Origin of the sequence: Providencia sp. PROV202 (genome assembly GCF_028479565.1) — a bacterium.
GTDB classification, from domain to species: domain Bacteria; phylum Pseudomonadota; class Gammaproteobacteria; order Enterobacterales; family Enterobacteriaceae; genus Providencia; species Providencia zhijiangensis.
Window position 1 is genome coordinate 39,545 of sequence record NZ_JAMPNV010000022.1, and the last position, 26,350, is coordinate 65,894.

Annotated in this window: 17 protein-coding genes and 2 tRNA genes; 10 read left to right on the forward strand and 9 right to left on the reverse strand. The window is 41.7% G+C overall.

The window, feature by feature from the left end:
- Positions 1–10 precede the first annotated feature (10 nt).
- Genes menB through menE form a run of 3 tightly spaced genes read left to right on the forward strand, consistent with a single transcriptional unit; the run spans position 11 to position 3,242 of the window.
- Positions 11–868, forward strand: a complete 858-nt coding sequence (gene menB, locus PR799_RS16395) for a 1,4-dihydroxy-2-naphthoyl-CoA synthase (RefSeq protein ID WP_154602869.1) — start codon at positions 11–13, stop codon at positions 866–868.
- Positions 868–1,839 carry an o-succinylbenzoate synthase gene (menC, locus tag PR799_RS16400; protein ID WP_272522801.1) on the forward strand — a complete coding sequence of 324 codons (972 nt, stop codon included), beginning with the start codon at positions 868–870 and terminating at the stop codon, positions 1,837–1,839. Before menB ends, menC begins: the two co-directional genes overlap by 1 nt.
- Positions 1,827–3,242: an o-succinylbenzoate--CoA ligase gene (gene menE, locus PR799_RS16405; RefSeq protein ID WP_272522802.1), complete on the forward strand. Its 1,416-nt coding sequence runs from the start codon at positions 1,827–1,829 to the stop codon at positions 3,240–3,242. Before menC ends, menE begins: the two co-directional genes overlap by 13 nt.
- An 88-nt stretch (positions 3,243–3,330) precedes the next feature.
- Here the strand turns inward: menE and PR799_RS16410 are convergent, their stop codons facing one another.
- Positions 3,331–4,770 (reverse strand): catalase, encoded by a 1,440-nt coding sequence (locus tag PR799_RS16410; RefSeq protein WP_154602866.1) that lies wholly within the window; start codon positions 4,768–4,770, stop codon positions 3,331–3,333.
- Positions 4,771–5,105: 335 nt separating this feature from the next.
- On the opposite strand from PR799_RS16410, the gene PR799_RS16415 reads away from it, so the two are divergent.
- On the forward strand, positions 5,106–5,648 hold the full coding sequence (locus PR799_RS16415) for a YfaZ family outer membrane protein (protein WP_154628148.1): 543 nt from the start codon (positions 5,106–5,108) through the stop codon (positions 5,646–5,648).
- Between the two features lie 206 nt (positions 5,649–5,854).
- Here PR799_RS16415 and tyrP read toward each other — a convergent pair whose 3' ends face one another.
- The gene (gene tyrP, locus PR799_RS16420) at positions 5,855–7,003 is read right to left on the reverse strand and encodes a tyrosine transporter TyrP (RefSeq protein ID WP_442959927.1); all 1,149 of its coding nucleotides are present in this window, start codon (positions 7,001–7,003) and stop codon (positions 5,855–5,857) included.
- 483 nt (positions 7,004–7,486) lie between these two features.
- Here tyrP and PR799_RS16425 point away from each other — a divergent pair, with 483 nt between their 5' ends.
- Positions 7,487–8,827, forward strand: coding sequence for an anaerobic C4-dicarboxylate transporter (locus PR799_RS16425; RefSeq protein ID WP_006660307.1), 1,341 nt, complete (start codon positions 7,487–7,489; stop codon positions 8,825–8,827).
- Between the two features lie 166 nt (positions 8,828–8,993).
- On the opposite strand, the gene yfaE is transcribed toward PR799_RS16425, so the two are convergent.
- The 4 genes from yfaE to ubiG form a co-directional block, all read right to left on the reverse strand.
- Positions 8,994–9,257 (reverse strand): class I ribonucleotide reductase maintenance protein YfaE, encoded by a 264-nt coding sequence (gene yfaE, locus PR799_RS16430; protein ID WP_154628151.1) that lies wholly within the window; start codon positions 9,255–9,257, stop codon positions 8,994–8,996.
- Between the two features lie 2 nt (positions 9,258–9,259).
- Positions 9,260–10,396, reverse strand: a complete 1,137-nt coding sequence (gene nrdB / locus PR799_RS16435; RefSeq protein ID WP_036952796.1) for a class Ia ribonucleoside-diphosphate reductase subunit beta — start codon at positions 10,394–10,396, stop codon at positions 9,260–9,262.
- Between the two features lie 11 nt (positions 10,397–10,407).
- Positions 10,408–12,699 carry a class 1a ribonucleoside-diphosphate reductase subunit alpha gene (nrdA, locus tag PR799_RS16440; RefSeq protein WP_154602862.1) on the reverse strand — a complete coding sequence of 764 codons (2,292 nt, stop codon included), beginning with the start codon at positions 12,697–12,699 and terminating at the stop codon, positions 10,408–10,410.
- Positions 12,700–13,033: 334 nt separating this feature from the next.
- The gene (gene ubiG / locus PR799_RS16445) at positions 13,034–13,756 is read right to left on the reverse strand and encodes a bifunctional 2-polyprenyl-6-hydroxyphenol methylase/3-demethylubiquinol 3-O-methyltransferase UbiG (RefSeq protein ID WP_154628152.1); all 723 of its coding nucleotides are present in this window, start codon (positions 13,754–13,756) and stop codon (positions 13,034–13,036) included.
- 329 nt (positions 13,757–14,085) lie between these two features.
- Between ubiG and gyrA the strand changes: the two genes are divergently transcribed.
- Both gyrA and rcsC read left to right on the forward strand, forming a co-directional pair.
- On the forward strand, positions 14,086–16,689 hold the full coding sequence (gene gyrA / locus PR799_RS16450; RefSeq protein WP_154628153.1) for a DNA topoisomerase (ATP-hydrolyzing) subunit A: 2,604 nt from the start codon (positions 14,086–14,088) through the stop codon (positions 16,687–16,689).
- 146 nt (positions 16,690–16,835) lie between these two features.
- Positions 16,836–19,688: a two-component system sensor histidine kinase RcsC gene (gene rcsC, locus PR799_RS16455; protein ID WP_154628154.1), complete on the forward strand. Its 2,853-nt coding sequence runs from the start codon at positions 16,836–16,838 to the stop codon at positions 19,686–19,688.
- A 241-nt stretch (positions 19,689–19,929) separates the two neighbouring features.
- On the opposite strand, the gene rcsB is transcribed toward rcsC, so the two are convergent.
- Positions 19,930–20,580: a response regulator transcription factor RcsB gene (rcsB, locus tag PR799_RS16460; RefSeq protein WP_154628155.1), complete on the reverse strand. Its 651-nt coding sequence runs from the start codon at positions 20,578–20,580 to the stop codon at positions 19,930–19,932.
- A gap of 1 nt (position 20,581) precedes the next feature.
- On the reverse strand, positions 20,582–23,281 hold the full coding sequence (gene rcsD / locus PR799_RS16465) for a phosphotransferase RcsD (protein ID WP_272522808.1): 2,700 nt from the start codon (positions 23,279–23,281) through the stop codon (positions 20,582–20,584).
- A gap of 215 nt (positions 23,282–23,496) precedes the next feature.
- On the opposite strand from rcsD, the gene PR799_RS16470 reads away from it, so the two are divergent.
- From PR799_RS16470 to PR799_RS16480, 3 genes are all read left to right on the forward strand, one after another.
- Positions 23,497–23,584, forward strand: a tRNA-Ser gene (locus tag PR799_RS16470).
- Positions 23,585–23,589: 5 nt separating this feature from the next.
- Positions 23,590–23,665 (forward strand) — tRNA-Thr (locus PR799_RS16475).
- A 443-nt stretch (positions 23,666–24,108) separates the two neighbouring features.
- Positions 24,109–24,396, forward strand: a complete 288-nt coding sequence (locus PR799_RS16480; RefSeq protein WP_272522810.1) for a putative quinol monooxygenase — start codon at positions 24,109–24,111, stop codon at positions 24,394–24,396.
- Positions 24,397–24,803: 407 nt separating this feature from the next.
- On the opposite strand, the gene PR799_RS16485 is transcribed toward PR799_RS16480, so the two are convergent.
- Entirely contained in the window at positions 24,804–26,312 is a 1,509-nt protein-coding gene (locus PR799_RS16485; RefSeq protein ID WP_154628158.1) for a phosphoethanolamine transferase, read from the reverse strand.
- Between the last annotated feature and the right edge of the window lie 38 nt (positions 26,313–26,350).

The window sequence follows — 26,350 nt, forward strand, 5'->3', positions numbered from 1 at the left end:
GAACTTGATAATGATTTATCCAAGCGAAGAAAAACTGTACGCACCGATTGAGTGGCAAGATTGCTCAGAAGGTTTTGATGATATTCGATATCACAAATCCCCAGAAGGGATTGCTAAAATTACCATTAACCGCCCTGAAGTGCGCAATGCATTCCGTCCTCAAACCGTGAAAGAGATGATCCAAGCATTGTCAGATGCGCGTTATGACGACCATATCGGGACTATCATCCTAACGGGTGAAGGCGAAAAAGCCTTCTGTGCAGGTGGTGACCAGAAAATCCGTGGTGACTACGGCGGGTATCGCGATGAAAGCGGTACGCACCATCTGAACGTATTAGATTTCCAACGTCAAATTCGTACCTGTCCAAAACCTGTCGTGGCAATGGTTGCTGGTTTCTCTATCGGTGGCGGTCACGTTTTACATATGATGTGTGATTTAACTATCGCAGCCGATAACGCGATTTTCGGTCAAACCGGCCCTAAAGTTGGCTCGTTTGATGGCGGTTGGGGCGCATCTTATATGGCACGTATCGTCGGTCAAAAGAAAGCCCGTGAAATTTGGTTCCTGTGCCGTCAATACAATGCCCAAGAAGCGTTAGATATGGGTCTGGTAAACACTGTTGTACCTTATGCTGACTTAGAAAAAGAAACTGTGCGCTGGTGCCGTGAAATGCTGGAAAATAGCCCAATGGCATTACGTTGCTTGAAAGCAGCACTGAACGCTGATTGTGATGGTCAAGCGGGTCTGCAAGAGCTAGCGGGTAACGCAACGATGCTGTTCTATATGACGGATGAAGGTCAAGAAGGGCGTAACGCATTCAACGAAAAACGTGCGCCAGATTTCTCTAAATATAAGCGTAACCCATAATGAGAAAAGCCAAACTTTACTCGTTCAGCCTGCCGATGGAGGCAGGCGTTATCCTTCGCTATCAACGACTAAAAACCCGTGATGGGCTTTTGGTGTGTTTACAAGATGGGGATAGCGAAGGCTGGGGGGAAATTTCACCTCTGCCAGAATTTAGCCGTGAAACCTTGGAAGAAGCAACCGCAGACACCATCGCATGGCTAAATGAATGGGTGAATGAAGGCACAATGACGCCAAGCCATTTACCTTCAGTTGCCTTTGGCTGTAGCTGTGCATTAGCAGAGCTGACCGGTGAGCTTCCAAAACAAGCGGATTATCGTAAAGCGCCATTATGTAGCGGTGACCCCGATGACCTGATCCTAAGCCTCGATGCCATGGATGGGGAAAAAGTCGCCAAAGTGAAAGTGGGGCTCTACGAAGCTGTACGTGATGGCATGGTGGCAAACTTATTATTGGAAGCGGTGCCTGAGCTAAAGCTGCGTTTAGATGCTAACCGTAGCTGGACTCGAGCAAAAGCAGATGGTTTTGCTAAATATGTGAATCCAGATTACCGTGCACGAATTGCGTTTCTTGAAGAACCATGTAAAACCCGTGAGGAATCTTTGCAATTTTCCGCGGAGACTGGCATCGCTATCGCATGGGATGAAAGTGTGCGTGAAGAAGGCTTCAAAGTCGAAGCACAGCCGGGTGTGGCGGCGATTATCATTAAGCCGACCTTAACGGGCAGCTTGAGTTATTGCCGTAGTTTGGTGGAACAAGCTCATCAGTTAGGGATGCAAGCCGTGATCAGTTCCTCCATCGAAAGTAGCTTTGGTTTAACCCAATTGGCGCGGGTCGCAAATTGGTTAACACCGAACACCATTCCAGGCTTAGATACGGTTTCACTGATCCAATCTCAGTTAGTGAGGCCTTGGCCACAATGCCAAATTCCTGTTCAACAGTTAGATGAACTGACGGTTGTATGGCAGAGTTAACATTGTCGTCTAGCCGCTTTACCGACTGGCCTTGGCAGCATTGGGCCAGTCTTCAACCGAATAACATTGCACTTTTTACGGATACTGACGCGGTGACGTGGGCGGCGTTAAATCAGCAAATTGCCGATTTAGTCACTTACTTCACGATGCAAGGTGTGAAAGAAGGGCAATGTATCGCTTTGCGCGGTAAAAATTCCGTCGAATTACTACTCAGTCAATTGGCATTGCTAGCTTGTGGGGCGAAAGTCTTGCCTCTTAATCCTCGCCTTCCTGAGCGGTTATTAAATGAATTATTACCGCATCTTGATATTGGTGCAGTGATTGATTTTACCGATGAGCAGAACGCGTTAGCGGATTATCGCCATTTGGACCACCAGCTTTATCATCATTTTATTGAATATGATAATTTCCCTTCTGTAAGCTTTCAGAAAATCGCAGGGCAACCTGCAACGCTAATTTTAACCTCAGGTTCAACCGGGTTACCTAAAGCCGCAGTACACAGTGTTTCGGCTCACTTGAACAGTGCGGCTGGCGTACTGAATGCCATGAATTATCAGCAAGAGGATTGCTGGTTACTCTCGTTGCCATTATTTCACGTTTCAGGGCAAGGGATTGTATGGCGTTGGTTACTGAGCGGTGCAAAACTCGCTATTCGTTCTACACCATTGCCAGAAGCATTACAGGGTGTCACCCATGCATCATTAGTACCGACTCAGCTGTGGCGGTTATTGAATGACGAGATGCCATTGAATATTTCGTTGAAAGAAGTGTTGTTGGGTGGTGCCATGATCCCAACCAGTTTAACGGCGCTAGCCGAGCAGCGCGGTATTATCTGCTGGAGCGGTTATGGGATGACAGAAATGGCGTCAACCGTGTGTGCTAAACGTACAGATGGTAAGAAAGGTGTGGGGCTTCCGTTAACGGGTAAACAAGTACGGCTGGTGGATGATGAAATTCAAATTCAGTCGGATAGCCAATCCTTAGGGTATTGGTTTGATGGTCAATTACATCCTTTAAATTTAGTGGATGGCTGGTTTAAAACCAATGACAAAGGCGCCTTTATTGAGGGTGAATATCAGGTTTTAGGCCGTTTGGATAATCTGTTTATCAGTGGTGGGGAGTGTGTGCAGCCGGAAGATATTGAAGCGGTGATCAATGCGCATCCTGATGTGCACCAAAGCTTTATTATTCCTGTTGATGATGTGCAATTTGGGCAGCGTCCAGTGGCAGTGATCGAAGCTAATGAATCAATCGACTTGAACATGCTGGCGGATTGGCTAAAAGATAAATTAGCCCCGTATCAATTCCCAATCGCATTTTATCGTTTAGATCTTGAATTGAAAGCTGGGGGGATTAAAGTGTCTCGCCAGCGGGTGAAGCAGTGGGTGTTAACACAGAGATAGTGATGAATTAATCGTGGAATGAATTAATTAAGGAATAGATAAAAGCGCTAGAAAGCTCTAGCGCTTGGTTATAACAGGAGACTTTTGCTTATTTCAGCGCATTCAGCGCTTTTTCAACACCAGCACCGTATTCTGGGTGTACTTTCTTAAACAACTCGATTTGACGTTTTTGTGTCTCTTCTGACGCTTCAATCAGTTCGCCTGCTAAACGTTGGAACATACGTTGATGTTCGGCATCGTCCAGTAATTCATACAGTGCACGAGGCTGGCTGAAGTAATCTTCATCTTCACGGTGATTCCAGTGATCAGCCGCACCTTCGATTGATAATGGCGGTTCGCTGTAGTCCGGTTGTTCTTGGAACATACCTGCGCTGTTTGGCTCATAGGTTACGGTATTGCTGCTATTGCCATCAACGCGCATTGCACCATCACGATGATAATTGTGGAATGGGCAGCGTGGCGCATTCACCGGAATTTGATAGTGGTTAATACCTAAACGGTAACGCTGAGTATCCCCGTAAGAGAATAAGCGACCTTGCAGCATTTTGTCTGGAGAGAATCCAATGCCCGGAACGATATTCGCTGGGCTAAATGCAGCTTGTTCCACATCCGAGAAATAGTTATCTGGGTTGCGGTTCAGTTCAAAATATCCCACATCAATCAATGGATAGTCTTTGTGTGGCCACACTTTGGTTAGATCAAATGGGTTATAAGGGACGGTTGACGCCTCTTTTTCTGGCATGATCTGAATCTGTAAGTTCCAGCGAGGATATTCTTTACGTTGGATAGCATCGAACAGGTCACGTTGAGAGCTTTCACGATCTTTACCAATCAGCGCTTCTGCTTCGTCATCCATAAGGTTTTCGATACCTTGCTGGCTACGGAAGTGGAATTTCACCCAAAAACGTTCGTTATTCGCATTGATAAAGCTATAGGTATGGCTACCAAAGCCATGCATAAAGCGATAGCTTTTTGGTAATCCACGGTCGCTCACATCAATGGTTAATTGATGCAGTGCCTCAGGTAAATGAGAGAAAAAATCCCATTTATAGGCTGCACTACGCATATTGGTGTAAGGGCAGCGTTTAACGACGTGGTTTAAGTCTGGAAATTTCAGCGGGTCACGTAGATAGAATACAGGGGTGTTGTTGCCCACCATATCCCAGTTACCTTCTTCGGTATAAAATTTCATGGCAAAACCACGAATATCGCGCTCGGCATCAGCGGCACCACGTTCACCTGCTACGGTGGAGAAGCGGACAAATAAATCAGTTTTCTTGCCAATTTCACTGAATAATTTAGCACGGGTATAGCGGGTAATGTCATGGGTGACAGTGAAAGTACCGAATGCTCCTGAACCTTTAGCGTGCATACGGCGCTCTGGGATCACTTCACGATCGAAGTGGGCGAGCTTTTCCAAAAACCAAACATCTTGCAACAGCATCGGGCCACGTTTGCCCGCAGTCATCACGTTATTGTTATCCACTACAGGTGCGCCTGAAGCGGTAGTTAGACCTCTTTTTTTCATCACAATACTCCCAAGCTATTAGATTTATAGACTACACAAAAGTAACTAACTGGATGAATATTTGTAGAATATCACTTCATCTCTATAATAAACTTGATGAACAGTATAATAAGCAAAGAATTAATTATCTAATCGCTCTGACCAATCACTGTAATCATAGTAAGAAGTTTAGTCAGGAAATGAAGAATTGAATTGAAGTAAACCACTGATGAATTTCACTTATTGTGCGTTAAACGGTGTTCTAACGTAAATTTAAGCAAAAAAGACTGAGTACGTGCACTAAATCACGTAACATCGTCAAGATACTTTAATTTTTAATAATAAAGGAAATGATAATGCGCAAAGTTCTTTTAGCTGTTGCAGCGACCTCTGCATTTTATATGGGTGCTGCTCAAGCAATTTCTGCTGATTTCAGTGCGGGTGAACATTTTACAGAATTAAGTGCTGGTTTAGGAACTCAAGGTTCTGGTTTAGCATTTAATGGCTCATGGGCGCGCAGTGACCACAATGGTCAGTTAGGTAGCCTAGGTGCAACGTTCGGCCTGCCATTAGGACCATTTAATGCCTATGTTGGCGGTAAAGCGCTGTATTTATCTCCAGAAGATGGCTCTGATGGTGCAGCGGCAGCATTAGGCGGCGGATTAAGCTGGCAAGCACTGCCATCATTAAGTTTCTACGGTGAAGCGTATGGCGCACCAGAATCACTGACTTCAGGCAGCAAATCCTACATGGAAGCGAAAGCAGGTGCGCGTTACACCGTGTTTAAACCGCTGTCAGTTGATGCGGGTTATCGTCTGATTGAGATGAAAGGCGCGCATGATGATCGTAATGAGAAGTTAGCAGATGGGTGGTATGTAGGTGCCGGCCTGTCCTTTTAATTTTTCTTCATACTTCACGTTGTAGCGTTGTTGGCTGCTCTTGCTAACCCTAGTCACATACTTGTGTATGCTCCTAGGGATTAGCGCGTTTGCCGCCTAGCTACAACATGAACTATTTTGAAAAATAGATTTAGACATTTTTAAAAGCTTAAAAAGCAAAACACCCCATATTGGGGTGTTTTTTTATGAGTGGAATTTTGTGGGGATTAACCAACATTCGGTAGGAAACCGGCTACAATGGCGAACTGAATGGCGATGACCGCAATACCGCATAGTAGAACTAAACCTAAAATTGGTGTGCCACCTTTGACGCGGTAAATGCCATTTGCTTCTAACTTACGTACGCGCATCGTTAACAGTGCTGGGATGATTAATGCTAGGACTGATAATGCGACAGCGGCGTAAGTTAATGCCTGTACAAAGCTACTAAAGAATAGGGCGGCAAGTAACGGTGGTACGAAGGTCAGCAGCGTGGTTTGCGCACGACCAATAAAATCATTGCTGCGCTTAAATAAGTCTGCAAGGTAATCAAACAAACCTAAAGCCACACCTAAGAACGAAGTCGCTAACGCTAAATCCATAAATAGGGCAACCGCCATATTCACGCGTGGAGTGGCAACGACATCACGGATAGCGGTTAATAGTCCATTTAAGCCTGAAGACTGGGCAAGGATCCCCATAAATGTATTTGATGGGATAGCGCCGAGAGTCGCAATCTGCCATAAAATGTAGGCAACCAGAGGAATTGCACTCCCTGTAATGAAAATGATACGCAGTTTGCGTACATCACCATTCATGTAATTGACTAAACTTGGTACGCTTCCATGGAACCCAAAAGAGGTAAAAATCACGGGAACCGCGGCGAGTATAAGGCCTTTTTCGAGTGGCATGGTGCTTAGGTTAACCGCCTCTGCATGAGGCATCATAACGGCAAGCATGATCACTAAGAAAATCGTCTTAGCGGTAAAAAGGATACGGTTAATAAAATCAACAGAGTGTGTTCCCACACAGACCACAGCACCACCAACAATAGTGAACATAATAATGGCTGTTTGAGTCGAAACGGTGATCCCCCACCAAGAGGATAGGCTATCAGAGATAAGCACCCCAGCTCCGCCAATATAGGCAGTTGTCAGAGCATACATCAGTAATAACATACTCAAACCCGTGACAATTTGACCAACGGGGCCGAGGTACTTTTTCGCAACACTACCGAGACCCATATTGGCAGGATTATGCTGATAAACTTCGACCAGTAGTAATGAGGTATAACTCATTAGCATCCATAAACCTATTAACAAACATACTATTCCAGTGAAGCCAACACCCGCTGCCGCTAGCGGCATTGCTAGCATTCCTGCACCAATTGTTGTTCCTGCCACGATCAAAATACTGCCAAGGGTACGATTCTTCACAAATTCCTCTGATTGAATTGGGGTTATTAATAATTTAAGCAGATTATGCGATTGCGATTACTCTGTCAAATCTGAATTACAGTGAGTGTAAATATATATTAACAGTCTAAATAAGATAAAAGATTCTTTAATGTTTGCCCTAAAGGAAGTGTTGATAACGATGTGTGAAATGATGTTAAAGAATGACGGAAAGGGTAACCGTGGTGGGGTTTAAATGTTAAAAAATGGGGTTTATTAGATTGATTTTACTCATTATATTACTTAACTGAGCATTATGGCAGCAACTAAAGGGGAATTTTGTGATGAGGGCAAAATATTAGGAATGAAAATAAAACAATATTGTTTTTTAAATTAATATAAATCAAATTAATACGTTAAGACCATCTGGATAATAAGGGAAACCTATAAATAAAGGATGGACCTATGGACTTTATGATTCAACTTGCCATTATTCTTGTCTGCTTGTTCTACGGAGCAAGAAAAGGGGGGATGGCGCTCGGGCTGCTAGGTGGTGTTGGCCTAGTTATACTTGTCTTTGGCTTTGGTTTACCTCCAGGAAAACCGCCTGTAGACGTTATGCTTGTTATCATTGCTGTTGTTGCAGCATCAGCAACCTTACAAGCATCAGGCGGTTTGGACGTTATGCTACAAATCGCAGAACGTTTACTGCGTAAAAATCCAAAATACATTTCTATTGTTGCACCTTTCGTTACCTGTATTTTAACCATTTTGTGTGGTACTGGGCATGTGGTGTATACCATTTTGCCAATCATTTACGATGCAGCGATCAAGAATAATATTCGTCCTGAAAGACCCATGGCGGCGAGTAGTATCGGGGCGCAAATGGGGATTATTGCTAGCCCTGTTTCCGTGGCAGTTGTCTCTTTAGTCGCCATGTTAAATGGCGTATCCATCAACGGTAAGTCACTGGAATTTTTAGATTTACTGGCAATCACCATCCCATCAACCTTAATCGGTATCTTAGCGATAGGTATCTTTAGCTGGTTCCGCGGTAAAGATCTGGATAAAGACCCGGTATTCCAAGAATTTATCTCTGTGCCTGAAAACCATGACTATGTTTATGGTGATAGCGTTACGCTGTTAGATAAAAAATTGCCAAAAATTAACTGGGTAGCAATGTGGATTTTCTTAGCATCTATCGTTGTGGTGGCATTACTGGGCGCATTTTCTGAGCTCAGACCATTAATTAACGGTAAGCCGTTATCGATGGTATTAGTGATCCAGATGTTCATGTTATTAGCGGGTGCGCTGATCATTATCATTTGTAAAACCAATCCAGGACAGATTTCTAAAAACGAAGTATTCCGTTCAGGGATGATTGCTATCGTGGCGGTATATGGTATCGCGTGGATGGCTGAAACCATGTTCGGCGCCCATATGGATGAAATCAAAGGCACTTTAGGTTCATTAGTCAAAGATTTCCCTTGGGCGTATGCAGTGATTTTGCTGTTGGTATCGAAGTTTGTTAACTCGCAAGCTGCGGCATTAGCAGCGGTGGTGCCAATTGCTCTGGGTATCGGTGTTGATCCTGCGTACATTATCGCATCTGCACCAGCGTGTTATGGTTATTATATCCTGCCAACGTATCCAAGCGACCTTGCGGCAATTCAATTTGACCGTTCTGGTACCACGCGCATTGGTAAGTTTGTTATCAACCATAGCTTTATTCTGCCGGGCTTAATCGGGGTGGGTGTATCCTGTGTGTTTGGTTGGATTTTTGCTGCAATGTACGGTTATTTATAAAGATACCCGTCATACTTTAAATTGCAGGGGGCTAGCTGCCTACCTGCAACCTGCATTATTTTAGGTATTATTTTATAAGTAAAAAGTTTATAAGCAAAAAGCGATTGCTCGAGTCATCAAAGCAATCGCTTTTTATTGTTAGATAGACCCCGTATTACTTGGGCCGCTACTCGATTTCAATATCGGAAAGCGGATGGCAGCAACAGGGTAATATTTCACCCTCTTGAACAAAGGCCAAAGGCTTCTGTTTGTATCCAACCTTTCCCTTTAATAATGTTACGCGGCATGAGCCACAGTAGCCTTCTCGGCATTGGTATTCGACAGGCACTCGGCTATCTTCAAGGGCGTCCAATAAACTGGTGTGAACATCCGTGTGGTAGGGGACTTGCACACCCTGCGTAAGACGCAGGGTGATTTTATGACTTGCCATAATTACAGTTCGAAATCACTCAAATCATCGGTGTTAACTTCAGCGTCAATCTGACCGACTAAATAAGAGCTGACTTCCACTTCTTGTGGCGCCACTTGAACGTTGTCAGACACTAACCATGCGTTGATCCATGGAATAGGGTTAGAACGCGCTTCAAATGGTAATTTCAGACCAACTGCTTGCATACGAATGTTGGTGATATATTCGACATACTGGCACAGAATATCTTTGTTCAGACCAATCATAGAGCCTTCGCTGAACAGATATTCAGCCCACTCTTTTTCTTGTTCTGCCGCATCGACAAACAGGCGATAGCATTCATCTTCACATTCAGCGGCAATCTCTGCCATCTCAGGGTCGTCTTGACCAGAGCGTAACAGATTCAGCATATGCTGAGTCCCTGTTAAGTGTAGCGCTTCATCGCGAGCAATTAGCTTGATGATTTTTGCATTACCTTCCATCAATTCGCGCTCTGCAAAGGCGAAAGAACACGCGAAGCTGACATAGAAACGAATTGCTTCAAGGGCGTTAACGCTCATTAAGCATAAATAAAGTTGCTTTTTCAGTGCACGCAGTGAAACGGTGACTTGTTTACCACCCAGCGTATGCGTCCCTTCACCAAACATATGATAATAGTTGGTCATTTCGATCAGCGTGTCGTAGTACTCAGAAATATCTTTTGCACGCTTCAGAATTTCTTCATTCTCAACGATATCGTCAAAGATAATCGCCGGGTCATTCACGATATTACGAATAATATGCGTGTATGAACGTGAGTGAATAGTTTCCGAGAATGACCAAGTTTCAACCCAAGTCTCTAATTCTGGGATTGAAATCAGTGGTAAAAATGCCACGTTAGGGCTGCGACCCTGAATAGAGTCGAGCAGCGTTTGGTATTTCAGGTTACTGATAAAAATGTGTTTCTCATGATCAGGCAGCGCATTGTAATCAATACGGTCGCGCGCCACGTCAACTTCTTCTGGGCGCCAGAAGAATGAGAGTTGCTTTTCAATCAGTTTTTCAAAAATAGGGTATTTTTGCTGATCAAAACGGGCAACGTTCACAGGCTGGCCGAAAAACATCGGCTCCAGCAGCTGGTTATTCTTTTTTTGAGAAAAAATCGTGTATGAATGTGACATAACCATCCCTATTAAATTTTACAAGCTCCGCCTTCACAATCAGAATCTGCGGTTTCAACAACCTCTTCCAGATCCCCCTGAACATCTTCAGCACCATCACGGGTGTTGTGGTAGTAAAGTGTTTTCACACCAAACTTATAGGCTAACAATAAATCTTTTAACAGTTGATTCATTGGCACTTTGCCATTCGGGAAACGGGTTGGGTCATAGTTTGTGTTCGAAGAAATCGACTGGTCGATAAACTTCTGCATGATCCCAACTAACTGCAAATAGCCGCTATTGGAAGGCATTTGCCATAATAGCTCGTAAGCACCTTTCAGATTTTCGTAATCTGGCACCACTTGGCGCAGGATACCGTCTTTTGATGCTTTAATGCTGATATAACCGCGCGGTGGTTCGATACCATTAGTCGCGTTCGAAATCTGAGACGAGGTCTCTGATGGCATTAATGCAGACAGTGTTGAGTTGCGCAGGCCGTATTGTTTAATATCGTTACGCAGCGCTTCCCAATCATAATGCAGTGGTTCGTCAGTTAATTTATCGAGCTCACGTTTGTAAGTGTCGATAGGTAACACACCTTGTGCATAGGTGGTTTCATTGAACCACGGGCAAGCGCCTTGCTCTTTTGCCAATTCATTTGAGGCTTTCAATAAGTAATATTGGATCGCTTCGAACGTTTTGTGCGTCAGGTTGTTGGCGCTACCATCGGAGTAACGAACGCCATGCTTCGCTAAGTAGTAAGCGTAGTTAATCACACCAATACCCAGAGTACGACGACCCATGGAGCCTTTCTTCGCAGCAGGGATTGGGTAATCTTGGTAGTCTAACAGTGCGTCTAATGCACGAACCGCTAAGATAGCTAACTCTTCTAACTCGTCGAGGCTTTCAATTGCGCCTAAGTTAAATGCAGACAGCGTACACAGGGCAATTTCACCATTTTCGTCATTAACGTTATTTAATGGTTTAGTTGGCAGTGCAATTTCCAGACACAGGTTAGATTGACGAACAGGGGCAACCTGCGGATCAAACGGGCTGTGGGTGTTGCAGTGGTCAACGTTTTGAATATAGATACGGCCTGTGGATGCACGTTCTTGCATCATCAATGAGAATAATTCTACCGCTTTCACACTGGATTTACGGATTTTCTCATCTTGCTCATATTGCACATATAAGCGTTCGAATTCGTCTTGATCGGCGAAGAACGCGTCATATAAGCCCGGAACATCCGATGGGCTGAACAGGGTGATATCTTGGTTTTTGATCAGGCGCTCATACATTAATTTGTTGAGCTGCACACCGTAGTCCATATGGCGAACACGGTTACCTTCAACACCACGGTTGTTTTTCAGGACTAATAAACTTTCTACTTCTAAGTGCCAGATAGGGTAGAACAGGGTTGCTGCACCACCGCGTACGCCACCTTGAGAGCAAGATTTTACCGCAGTTTGGAAATGCTTATAGAATGGGATACAGCCAGTGTGGAAGGCTTCACCACCACGGATTGGGCTACCCAGTGCACGGATGCGACCCGCGTTGATACCGATACCGGCACGCTGAGACACATATTTCACGATAGCACTTGAGGTTGCGTTGATAGAATCAAGGCTGTCACCACACTCAATCAGAACACAAGAGCTGAATTGACGTGTCGGTGTACGTACCCCCGCCATAATTGGCGTAGGTAAAGAAATTTTAAATGTTGATACCGCATCATAGAAACGACGGATGTAATCTAAACGGGTTGCTTGTGGGTAATGAGAAAACAAGCATGCCGCAACCAGAATATATAAAAACTGGGCGCTTTCGTAGATTTCACCGGTGACACGGTTTTGAACTAAATATTTCCCTTCTAGCTGTTTAACAGCGGCGTAGGAAAAGTTCATATCACGCCAGTGGTCAATAAAACCATCCATTTGCTCGAAATCTGCTTCAGAGTAGTCTTCCAGCAAATGCTTATCATATTTACCCATCTCAACCAGATGTTTTACGTGGGCATATAATTTTGGTGGCTCAAACTGGCCATAGGCTTTTTTGCGCAGGTTAAAAATCGCTAAGCGTGCAGCAAGGTATTGGTAATCTGGTGTTTCACCGGTGATTAAGTCAGCAGCGGCTTTAATCATCGTTTCGTGAATATCAGAAGTTCTGATCCCATCATAAAACTGAATCTGAGAACGTAACTCCACCTGTGAAACTGATACGTTACTAAGACCTTCCGCCGCCCATGTAATAACTTTATGGATTTTGTCGAGGTCAATGCGTTCTTTATGTCCATCACGTTTTGTGACTAACAGACTCTGGTTCATGAGCAAGTACACCTTGGTTGAGTTACAAATAGAGGGTCCCAAACGTAAAAAAGCTCATGATGGATGGTCATGAGACTTGTATATTAAATTTGTGATGACCACTATATGTAGTAGTTTGTTAAGAATCTAATAACAAGATAATGTTAATGTGTGATTTTATCAAGTGTACAAATTTGATGGTTCTTGTGGATAACAACTGGATAAGAAAAATTGATCATGTCGGTAAGCAGCATGAGAAGTGGAGTTGCTAAAAATTGACTTACCGACATTTGACTAAAAATTATTTTGTAAAGTTGAGACCGTTTGCTGTTTTCTTAAACGTACCGCTTGCTATTTATTCGCTGATCGTATGCAGCATATAGTTCACATCAACGTTAGGCCCTAACCAAAATTTATCGGTGATTGGATTATAATGCAGCCCCATCATATGTTGTTCTTTTAATTGCGTTTTATCGACCCAGCTAATTAATTCGGATGGACGGATAAACTTATTGGCATCGTGGGTGCCTTTCGGAACCATTTTCATCACATATTCCGCTGCCACGACAGCCATTAGCCATGCTTTTCTGTTGCGGTTAATGGTGGAAAAAATAACATGTCCGCCAGGCTTAACTAACTTCGCGCAGGCTCTTACCACAGATTCTGGATCTGGGACGTGTTCAAGCATTTCCATGCAGGTCACGATATCGTAGCTCTGAGGGTGTTTATCCGCATGTTGTTCGACGGTTTCTTGGACGTATTCTACAGGAATACCGGATTCCAGAGAGTGTAGACGAGCGACCATTAACGGGTCTGCGCCCATATCTAAACCCGTGACATCCGCACCTTCGCGCGCCATGCTTTCAGATAAAATACCGCCACCGCAGCCAACATCGAGGATTTTTTTACCAAAAATGCCGTCTACACGTTGCATGATGTAGCCTAAACGCAGCGGATTAATACGGTGCAATGGGGCAAACTCGCCTTCAAGATCCCACCAACGTGACGCTATCGATTCAAACTTTTCAATTTCTTGTTTGTCGACGTTTAGGTACGCTTGGTCTTGGGTATCATTCATCTGAGGAACTCCTATATCTATTTCTATCCTCGCATTACTTATTTTTACCTATTGGACTATATTTATTTTGCAAAATGCAAAAATAGGTTGGAATTCGTAATGGGACGATAGTCGCCCGTGAGTTAATTTATTGGGATTATGGACCAAATATGAAAATCCTTGAGAGACTATTGCTTGAAAATCTACAAGATTCGGACACATAAGCGCATTTTTCCGCTATTATACATAGCTTGAAAGACAAATACTCACTTCTCTTATCTCTTAATTAAATAAGGGAGTTGTGGTATAGTTTACTCTTTGAATCTGAAGTTATGAGGGACAGTGGTTCCATGAGCGAGATTGCCAGAGAAATCACCCCAGTCAATATCGAAGAAGAACTGAAAAGTTCCTATTTGGATTATGCAATGTCCGTTATCGTCGGTCGTGCACTTCCAGATGTTCGAGATGGGCTGAAGCCAGTACACCGCCGAGTGTTATTTGCGATGAATGTACTGGGAAATGATTGGAATAAACCCTATAAAAAGTCTGCCCGTATCGTCGGGGACGTCATCGGTAAATACCATCCACATGGAGACAGCGCCGTTTATGAGACCATCGTCCGTCTCGCGCAGCCTTTCTCTATGCGCTACATGCTGGTAGATGGTCAGGGGAACTTTGGTTCAGTTGACGGAGACTCCGCCGCTGCAATGCGTTATACGGAAATCCGTATGGCGAAAATTGCCCATGAAATGCTGGCTGATTTAGAAAAAGAAACCGTAGACTTTGTTCCTAACTATGATGGTACAGAGCAAATCCCAGAAGTCATGCCAACGAAGATACCTAACCTTTTGGTCAATGGTTCTTCGGGGATTGCCGTCGGGATGGCAACGAATATTCCTCCGCACAACTTAGGGGAGGTGATTAATGGTTGCTTAGCTTATATAGAAGACGAAGATATTAGTATCGAAGGCTTGATGGAACACATCCCAGGCCCAGATTTCCCGACCGCCGCTATTATCAATGGTCGTCGTGGTATTATCGATGCGTATCGTACCGGTCGCGGTAAAGTGTACATTCGTGCGCGTGCCGAGGTCGAAGTTGATGAGAAAAATGGCCGTGAAACCATTATCGTCAACGAAATTCCGTATCAAGTGAACAAAGCGCGCTTGATTGAAAAAATTGCGGAATTAGTTAAAGAAAAACGCGTTGAAGGTATCAGTGCACTGCGTGATGAGTCTGACAAAGACGGTATGCGCATTGTTATTGAAATTAAACGCGATGCTGTTGGCGAAGTGGTGCTCAATAACCTGTATTCACTGACTCAACTGCAAGTTTCTTTCGGTATCAACATGGTGGCTCTGCATCAGGGTCAACCAAAAATCTTGAACCTGAAAGATATTATTGCCGCGTTTGTTCGCCATCGTCGTGAAGTTGTTACACGTCGTACTATTTTCGAACTGCGTAAAGCCCGTGACCGTGCGCACATCCTTGAAGCGTTGGCGGTGGCACTGGCGAATATCGACCCAATTATCGAATTGATCCGTAAAGCACCAACACCAGCAGAAGCAAAAGCTGGGCTGATTGCCCGTTCTTGGGATCTGGGTAACGTTGCTGCAATGCTGGAACGTGCGGGTGATGATGCTGCGCGTCCTGAGTGGTTAGAGCCACAATATGGTGTTCATGAAGGTCAATATTTCCTGACTGAACAGCAAGCACAAGCGATTTTGGATCTGCGTTTACAGAAATTAACCGGTCTTGAGCATGAAAAACTGCTGGAAGAGTACCGTGAACTTCTGAAACAAATCGAAGAATTACTGTTTATCCTGCGTAGCCCTGAGCGTTTAATGGAAGTTATTCGTGAAGAGTTAGAAGCGATTCGTGATGCTTATAACGACCCGCGTCGTACTGAGATCACTGAAAATACCGCAGATATCAATATTGAAGATTTGATCAACCAAGAAGATGTGGTGGTAACGCTATCTCACCAAGGTTATGTGAAGTATCAGCCATTGTCTGACTACGAAGCACAGCGCCGTGGTGGTAAAGGTAAATCTGCAGCGCGTATTAAAGAGGAAGACTTTATTGAGCGTCTGTTGGTGGCGAATACCCACGATACTATCTTGTGTTTCTCAAGTCGGGGTCGCTTATATTGGATGAAAGTCTATCAATTGCCTGAAGCTAGCCGTGGTGCTCGTGGACGTCCAATTGTGAACTTACTGCCACTTGAGCAAGATGAACGTATCACCGCGATTTTACCAGTGCGTGAATACGAAGAGGGCTATTATGTCTTTATGGCTACCGCGAGCGGTACTGTGAAGAAAACCCCTCTACAAGATTTCAGCCGCCCAAGAAGTGCCGGTATTATTGCCGTAAACTTGAACGAAGGCGATGAACTGATTGGTGTTGATTTAACCAACGGTAGCAATGAAGTCATGCTGTTCTCTGCGCAAGGTAAAGTTGTACGCTTTGCAGAAGATGCGGTTCGTGCGATGGGACGTACAGCGACAGGTGTTCGCGGTATTAAATTAATGGACGACGATAAGGTTGTTTCTTTAATTATTCCTCGTGGTGAAGGCCATATTCTGACCGTGACTGAAAACGGCTTTGGCAAACGTACTGAAGAAGCAGAATACCCAACAAAATCTCGTGCAACTCAAGGGGTTATCTCTATTAAGGTGAGCGAGCGTAATGGTCAAGTTGTTGGTGCTATCCAAGTTGAGGATACCGACCAAATTATGATGATTACGGATGCAGGGACTCTGGTTCGTACCCGCGTTTCTGAAGTTAGCGTCGTTGGACGTAATACTCAAGGTGTGACGTTGATTCGTACTGCTGAAGATGAAAAAGTTGTTGGTTTACAGCGTGTTGCTGAAACTGAAGATGATGAAAATACCGATGAAGAGGGTATTGATGTCGACAGCGAAGCACAAACGGATGCAGATACCGAAGAGTAAGTTTCATCCATAAATGAAACGGGCGGATTATCCGCCCGTTTTTGTATCTTACACTAGCAATAGACATGGAAGTTATTGGTTGTCGCTTTTCATTGAGTTAATCGAGTATACTCAGTAATAGTGATAATGTACTTGTAGGTAACGGATTGAGATATTTACCCTCGTTTAAAACATCCCTCAGATTATCTAGAGATCTTTTTCGTGTCCTAGGCGTTATGCTATGGGGAATGGGGCTTTTCATCACTCTGTTTTTCCTTTATACCCAGTTTAATGAGCATAAATCTGATCTGCGCCAGCAATTCCATTCTGGTTATGAAAACCTGCAAGTTTACATTCAGCAGTCGAATGCTACTCTTCGCCTGATCCATTCCATGACAGAACAGCAACGGCTCAAAGACGAAGAACATCAACAAAAAGTGGGTATTCAACAAGAAGATATCACTTTACCCACATCCACGTCGTACTCGCTATACCCACTCATGCCATCGGCAGATTGTGATGTATTTAAGCAGCGAACTCAGAACTACCTTTCTGCTTTTGAACAACTTAATGTTTTCTGGAAAGATAGCATTGCGGTACCCCAAGGCTTAAATCACGTATTTGTCTTTGGAACAGGCAGTTATTGCATGATGGATTATTCAATTCGCGCTGCTGTTTCTGATATTGATACGTTAAAAAAAGTGGTCTATGACAATACGCGGATCTATAAGCAGCTAAGGCAGCAGGGGCAAGAGCGTAATTTATATACTATTATTCACAGCTCTCAACCATCAAATGGTCAACTCTATTTGATGATCCCTATTTATAGGAAAAGCGTAATTGTTGGTTTTATTGGGATTGAGCGTGCGATCAACTTAAATCAGTTTAATTTACGCAATAATCCGGCCGTTGAAATCACATTAATTAACTCATCAAATCAACCGGTTCTCTATACTTCGTCAGATGCGAATATTAAAAATTCACCATTACTGACATCTGGAGAGATAAATTATTTCGGTTTTAACTCTGATTATACTCAGCTGTTTTTTAAGAAGCGCTTAGCGTCTTCGCAGCTAACGGTTATTTATTCAATCCAAACATCGTATTTAATCGATAACTTAAAAACATCAATAATTTACGCAATATTAATTAATGTCCTATCTGGTACGTTAATCTTCTTTTTAATTTGGTTATTAGAAAGACGAATGCTAGAACCAGCAGCCAATACGGCTATTCGCCTTGAAGAGCATGAACAGTTTAACCATAAAATTGTGGCGTCAGCCCCTGTTGGGATCATTATTCTAAGGCTAAGTGATGGCGGCAATATTCTGAGTAATGAGCTCGCACATAACTATTTTCGCTTGCTGAGTGAAGATGATAAACAGCGCATCTTGATGATTATTCGCCAAAAATCTAGCAATTACATTGATGTTGTTGCTACAAATGGCACCCATCTACAGATTAGTTTTGTGAATTCACGTTACCAAAATGAAGATGTAGCTATCTGCGTATTGATCGATATTAGTATCCGCGTGCAGATGGAAAAATCATTACAGGATGTCGCAGATGCTGCGGATCAGGCGAACCAAGCGAAATCGATGTTCTTAGCCACGGTAAGCCATGAATTGAGAACGCCATTGTATGGGATTATCGGTAATATTGAATTATTACAACGATATGATTTATCAGATAAAGCGCTTCGATTAGTCTCTACGATGGATAACTCGTCATCGCTGCTGTTGCAGATTATCAGTGATATTTTGGATTTCTCTAAAATTGAATCCAAGCAATTGAAAATCGAAAATAAGCTATTCAATTGCCGTAATGTATTTGCTTATGTCCTTGCTAATTACGTGCCTTTGGCGACTAAAAAACAAGTGTCGCTTTACTCTTATATTGAGCCTAACATTCCAGACCTGATGCTTAGCGACCCAGTGCGTCTACAACAGGTTATTTCCAACATTGTGAATAACAGCATAAAGTTTACGGACTCGGGCTTTGTGATGTTGCATATTTGGAAAGATGAAAATTATTTAAAAATTGAGGTCAAAGATTCGGGGATTGGAATGACCCCAGCAGTGGTTATGCAATTATTTGATCCCTTCTTCCAAGTTTACGATCAAAATAATGGGCACAAAGGAACAGGGTTAGGGCTCGCTATTTGCGAGAAACTCATCAACTTGATGGATGGTGACATTGGAGTGGATTCTCAAGCGGGGCTGGGAAGTACGTTTACGATCCGCATTCCACTATACGGCCAGCAATATTTAGAACCCGCTATTCCGGAGTACCGAAAAAATTACCGTATAGCCGTAACGGGACAAAATGCATTCTTAATTGATTTTCTTGTAAGATTGCTCGAACACCATGATTTTAATGTGGTGACGGGCTCATCCATTGATATCAATGAGACGTATGACTTGTTGATCACGGATAGCCAAGAAAGTGTTGTCTTACAGAATAGAAACTTACTCAAACTCAGTAGTTTATATTCAGGTGAATTATTTGAAACTCAACCAAATACTTGGCTTTATAACACTTATCAGCTCGATAAGTTGCCAATGTTGATTGATAAAATCATTGTTAAGCTGGCTCAAGGCAGTAAAGAGAGTTTAGAAAACCACGATCTCGAAGGTGCCGATGCAGATTTGAATACGTTTAAAGTCTTGATTGTTGATGACCATCCTATTAACCGGATGCTATTGACAGAACAGCTGGCAAGCATTGGCTTTATGACTAATACAGCAGTCGATGGATTAGATGCGCTGAAATTCCTTGAGCATAATCATGCAGATATCGTCCTCTCTGATGTGAATATGCCCAATATGGACGGTTATCAATTAGCGCGCACGTTGCGAGAACAAGGCTTTAAGCAGCCGATTGTGGCGTTAACGGCAAATGCCATGGCGGAAGAGAAGCAGCGTTGTCTTGATGCTGGCATGAATGATTGTCTCTCGAAGCCTACATCGATTAGCGTGCTACGGGAATCGCTGGTGAAGTATGTTAAACCCAGTGAATGACTCACTGGTTAGATAGCTAATCTATTGAATAGAAAAAATAAAAGCCCTATAACGGGCTTGAGGTTGATGACAAAGCAGGATAAAAGCGTCGTTTTTCCTGCTTTGTGTTATCAGTCGAAAATCAATAAATTGATTTTCCTTGTTAATTTTACAACCCAAAAGAGCCATTTCCAAACCTGATGGGTTTGTCAATGGTCTGAAGCCCTATAAAGGGCTTCTATTTTAGCGCAAAAAAAAACGGTTATTCAGAAGGCGTGTTGTCGATACTGACAGATGAAAGGTAATTCAGCAGTGCGATATCATTTTCAACACCCAGTTTTAACATCGCCGATTTTTTCTGGCTACTAATGGTTTTGATGCTGCGATTCAGTTTTTTAGCAATTTCAGTGACTAAGAAGCCTTCAGCAAATAAGCGTAGAACTTCACTTTCTTTTGGTGATAAACGTTTATCGCCATAGCCACTCGCATTCACTTTTTCAAGCAATTTACTGACGCTTTCAGGGGTAAATTTCTTCCCTTTTTGTAAGGCTGCTAGTGCTTTTGGTAAGTCAGCAGGCGCACCTTGTTTTAGTACGATACCTTCAATATCAAGCTCAAGAATAGCGCTTAAGATCGCCGGATTATTGTTCATGGTAAGGACAATAATCGATAAGTCAGGGTAGTGACGCTTAATGTATTTAATTAATGTAATACCATCGCCGTATTTATCGCCAGGCATAGACAAATCAGTAACCAGAACGTCTGCATTCAGGCGCGCTAAGTTATTAATTAAAGAAGTAGAATCTTCAAATTCACCGACGATGTTTACCCATTCAATCTGTTCAAGCGACTTTCTGATACCGAAAAGAACAATAGGATGATCATCGGCAACAATGACATTTAGGTTATTCATATTATTGGTTACCTTCTGGCATTAGTCTTTTCACTGAGACATCCAGTTCTCTAATGCAATTTTTTATTTCAAATCCGTTTTCATCTGCTATGTAATGTTCCAAATCTTCACAAAGTTTATGAAGATAATGGAATTCAAGCATAGCAAAAACTCCTTTTAAACGATGTGCAGTGTCTTTTAATTCGGTTAAATTCGCAACACTTTCACTATTATACAGTTTATTAATATCTATCGGTACTGTTGAGATAAACAAATCTTTATAATCGCTCTTCGACAGAATTAAATGATAGCCTGAAAGAATATTATCGACAGAATTATTCGAGTGAGAGTTATTTTCTCGTAGAATGAGTGATGAAGGTAGGTCGGATTCATCATTATCTTCTGTCTTATCTGCTTGTTCTATCAATAGTGAGATAGCATCGATAAGTTCATCCGCGAAATTGTAGTTAACTTCAATGTAATTTGGGTCAATACAAGTCATTGAAGATAAATTTCCCTTAATTTTAATTATGTTATTAAAGGAAACGTCATCATTGTCGGCGATTAAGAGATCCCAATTACTATGTGGCGAGCTTTCATCAATATCAAGAAACTCAGCACCATAATGCGATAAGGTCTGTTTAACAATCCGACGTGCATCAATATTCTGAATATTCAATCGAATATAAATATCTTCAAGCAGAGCAGGGTATTCATGGCTTTGCATCTGAGGTTGCGCTGGAAGCCTAATTTGATAGTGGCTTCCGATAGCATCACTTGACTTGATACTAAATGTTCCCTGCATTTTTTTCGTTAATAATTTGCAGAGATAAAAGGTCATGCCAGAACGCTTAAATTGATTTGAACTTTGTGTTTTCCCTGTGAATGGGCTTTGCAAGTTGTTCAATTCAATCTGAGTTAATCCAATTCCGCTGTCTTTTATATCAATAGAAATTTCATTTTTTTCTGCGATGTAGTCAATTGAAACAACAATTTTACCAAAGGCTGTAGTTTCTATTGAATATTCCCAAATTGATTGGAATAAAGTTTGGAAATAATCCGGGTTATTTTCAATTAATGAGTCCGGATTTATGTTGTTATAAAAATAGAACGAAAGTCCTTTACGATTTAAATGGGCTAAATTTTGTTTAAGAAATTGATTAATTATCTGACCAATTGCAAATTTTTCTGTTTTAAACTCAATCTGTTGAGTTTCCAATTGGCTAATAAGCTCGATATTTCTAAACCAATTATTGATATAAAACAGTTGGTTTTGAATTTCAGATAATAATGGATTTTTAGGTTCGTCGAGTGAAATGCTCAATTGATTAAATTTGGCATCAATTTGGTTAATGGCAGGCAAAATTTCCTGACAAATATTCTCGAAAACCACTTTTCTAAGTTGGATATTTCTTTGGTGCTCACGCGTAGCCATTTCTTGGCGTTTTTGCGTCAGAACTTCTTTATCTTTATCTATGATGATAAACAAAATGGTGTTTTCTTTAATTAAGCTTTTCACCAAAATGATTTCATAGATATTGTTTTCTATTGAAACTTGAATGATATCATTATGATCGGTTGCCATCTCTTTGATATGTATCAGATCCATAGACGGTAATAAGTGGTTCGCGATACTGTTGCTCAATAGCTTTTTATTGCTATTAAAATCAAAGACTAGGATGCCATAAGAAATATGGCTAAGAATGTCATTATTAAGGGCATCTTTAAACTGAAGCTCATCCAGCATTGAAGCATTGGGTGAAATAATACGCTTGCGGATAAACATTGTGGTGATCAAGGCCAAAACACTGACCGCAATCATGCAGGTAATTAGCCAAAAATTGTAACTTAGTACCCCGAAAATAATACTTTTCAGTGAAAGGGTATAGTTAATCTGGTAATTCGTACCTTCAATGGGTTGAGATAGCATCAAGCTGGCGCCAATGAGTTTGCTGGCCGCTTGGCTATTTTCTTGATTGTTTGGGCGCTGTGAGATCGAAATATCATCGGCCTGTAGCGTAAAAGGGAGGATTGAATTGATAGAAATATCAAAGGAGATCACACTACTTAAGCGCCCTGGCGAGTTAAAGACTAAACGATAGGTATAGAAGTAGACATTATCCTGCGCATTTTTCTGCATATTGGAGATGACTTCACGGCGATCTAATAATGTCGATTGAGTGATCATATCCGAGCGTTTGTCTTCCGCGGTTAGCGTCAGATAGCTTTCTTTGTATCGTATCTCTGGTTTTAGGATGGAATGGGTGGTTACCAGCACTAAGGAGTTGTCTTGGCCATTCAGGTAGTACATGGAGTTAAATTCATTCCTCGCTCCCCATACAATCTCCATATAGTTCGCGAGCTTTGTCGCTAAGACTTTACTGCTTGGTTTATTGAGACCAAAGACGATGGAATCAATGGTCTGGTTATTACTACTCAGCCAATAAACATCGTGGCGCATTTCTGTCACAGAAATGTCGTTAACAGAGTCTGGTGTGGTTTTATCATTCGCAAGCTTATAGATGTGACCTGCTTGATAACGATAATCTTCAATTTGATAAGCGAGCCGATTAGCGAGGGTGTTGATAGCAGTTTGGTGCGCCAACATCCATGCGTGATAGTAATTATAGAGGGACAACGAAAGCATTGTGACGAGCAACACAATAAAGACAATAAAAATGCGAGAAAGAACATTCGGTTTTAATAATGATTGTTTGTACATACAGTCCCACGCCGTCACACTGGCAAATTAGATTAATCAGATTAAAAATCATACGCCTAGGTACGCTATAGACACTGATTTTGCACAGATATTAGCATTTTTTTAGGGCAATAGAGAACAATTGAGTGAAGATTAGTCAAACGAACAAAAAAATGCAATTATTTTACTATCAGGGGTAGACAAGCCCCCGTGATTCCTCCATAATCGCGCCCCATGGAGAGATGGCCGAGCGGCTGAAGGCAGCGGTCTTGAAAACCGCCGATGGGAAACCATCCTAGAGTTCGAATCTCTATCTCTCCGCCAAATTAGCCGGCTTAGCTCAGTTGGTAGAGCAACTGACTTGTAATCAGTAGGTCACCAGTTCGACTCCGGTAGCCGGCACCAAATAAGAACCCGCTACATCGAAAGATGTAGCGGGTTTTTTCTTTGTCAGTCATTTATCCATTTCCTTATTTCTTTCTTGTACTTTCACTACCCTATATGCTGAGTAAGTTTTCAGTAATTAACATATATCATGCAAAGGTTAGTTTGATGATTATTTATGAAACGCATGATACCTTCTTTGTCATGGCGTAGATTAATGAGGTTCCAACATGAATACCCATCAAGATGACATCAATAAAGCCGCAGGGAAAATTATTGCTGGGGCAGAGCGAATCTAGCGCTTTGTTGAAAAATACCATGATTATCTTTCAGATGATGATAAGGCCAAATTAGCGCAGATAATTAGAAATGTGGATGTTAAGCTGACTCAATAAGAGCTTTGAGGCTCGCTTAGTTGAAAGGGATTGATTTGAATTTTAACAAGCTAAACAAAGAGGATTACCATGCTAAAAGTCATTGCTGAAGATTTTATCAAGCCGGAAGCGGTAGAAACTGTGTTGCCGCTCTATAAGGCACTTGTTGAAGCCACAAAGAAAGAACCGCTATGTATTGCTTATGACCTTTATATTGATGAGAAGGATCCTGGGCATTTTGTTTTTATTGAAGAGTGGCCGAATCGTGCTGCATTAGATTCACATTGTGCGTCTGAACACTTTCAACGATTAGTACCAATGATCAATCACTATCAAAGAGCGGAGCCTAAATTTATCTTGATGGATGCGGCGTTTTAACACGGAATAGTACATTTAATACTTTATGTAAAACCCATCCAAATAACTTCTCAGAAGTTTCCCCCTAAATAGTCGGTTTATTACTTTACTAGAAAAGGGGGGATTTGATTTAAGCTCAACGTTATCGAATTATAGCCAATTCTGAAACAGAAAATATGACAGCGTAAACACAAAGATAATCATTAGGTGCTGTAAAACTTTTAAGAATAAAAGAAAGCGTCTGACCTGATTCATTGCTGCTGATCCAAATAAAGAATGACCTAAATTAAAGTGTATATTTAGCGTAGTAATGAAATAAAATCTTGCGAAAAAATATCACATAAGTAACTAATTAAATTTCAAATTACGTAAAAATAACTATTAAAAAGGCGATAAACTGAGTTAATTTATCGCCTTTGATTGGTATTTTATTTTTTTTCGTCATGATTGAGCCGTTCAAAGCTCATTGGATCTTTATCAAAATTAATGACGGTATTTTGATTTTCACATTCTTGATTAGAAATCATTAGACATGATTGAGAAATGCTCTTCTCTGATATTCCTGTCCACTGAGAGAATAATGTCATAAAACTCATTGCACTTCGACGAGTAGAAATAACCTCTCGTTGAGTCGAATCAGACGATGTAATAAAAAACGGGACTTCAAAATTTTGCCGTGTTTTATCACCATGGATCAGATCAGTTTGATTATCGATAAAAGACAGCCCATGGTCAGAGAAATAAAGCATAGACCATGATGTATTTTGTTTTATAAGTAGCTGTTGTATTTGAGATAACAAGACATCCGTATTCTTGATAGATTGAATATAGCAAGAGAGTTTGTCACTTATATGAAATTGCTCATAAGTATTATCAATCCGATCGCAGAATGGTGAATGACTACCAATTAAATGCACCACAATAAGTTTATGTTGACCCGGCTGCTCTAAGGATTCAATAAACTTAGGGATTACAGGGGCATCTTGAGACATAACATTATTATCGAGTAATGCACTACCACCTACAAAATAAGCATGTGTTGCGCGCTTGGCGATTGATGCTACAGGACCATCATGTTTACCGTAAGTGCCTTGTCTCGAAATCCAAAAAGTTTTGAAACCCGCTTTGTTTGCGAGAGAAATAATATTATTTTGCATTTGAGGATATAAAGATAAGGTATTCGACAACGAAAGGTTGGTTGAACCTGATGCAGAAATATAATTATCGAATATATAGCCCTTTACTGTATCGGTGAAAGGGGAGTTTTCTATTGGAAAGCCATAACTGTGTATGAAGTCACGGCGAACACTTTCTCCAATAACAATAACATAAACATGATATTTAGGATTGGAGGTGACTGTTTCAAAGGTATCATCACCTTCAATAGATTTTTTTTCTTGCTGTAAATAGTTTAGGTAAAAAAGACTTTCAGTAAAGAAACGATACTCAGGTAATCCAGATGTTAAAAGCAACCGCCAGCTTCCTTCAGAAAGAGCTTTAATAGGGGATATCGCGGTGATTATCAAAAAAATAGCAGAGAAAACATATTTGCTTTTTTTATTCACTTCAAACTTCAATTTGAATATGAAATAACTGAAGCACAGGAGAAGAATTGAGAATAAATAATACTTGTAATTGATGTTTTTAAGAAAGCCTTTAGCTTCCTCGCTATCCGTATAATAAAAAGATGAAAAGATATTATAATCGGGATAGCCGTAAAGTAACCCTACAGGTAGATAGCTGATACCCACCAAAGCATAAATGGCAATAATGGTCTTATACACTTTAGGATAGTCATTAACGACAATTAATATTCCTGTGATAGCCAGGATGTAGAAAATCTTGAAGTGGTAACCCATTGCATAATGAATAGCGGTAAAGAACAAAAATAACGCAATAAATTTTAATAAGAAATTATTTTTCACTAGGTTGTGCATATTTTCATCAATTTCTGTTTTTGAGTAAGAGGTTATCG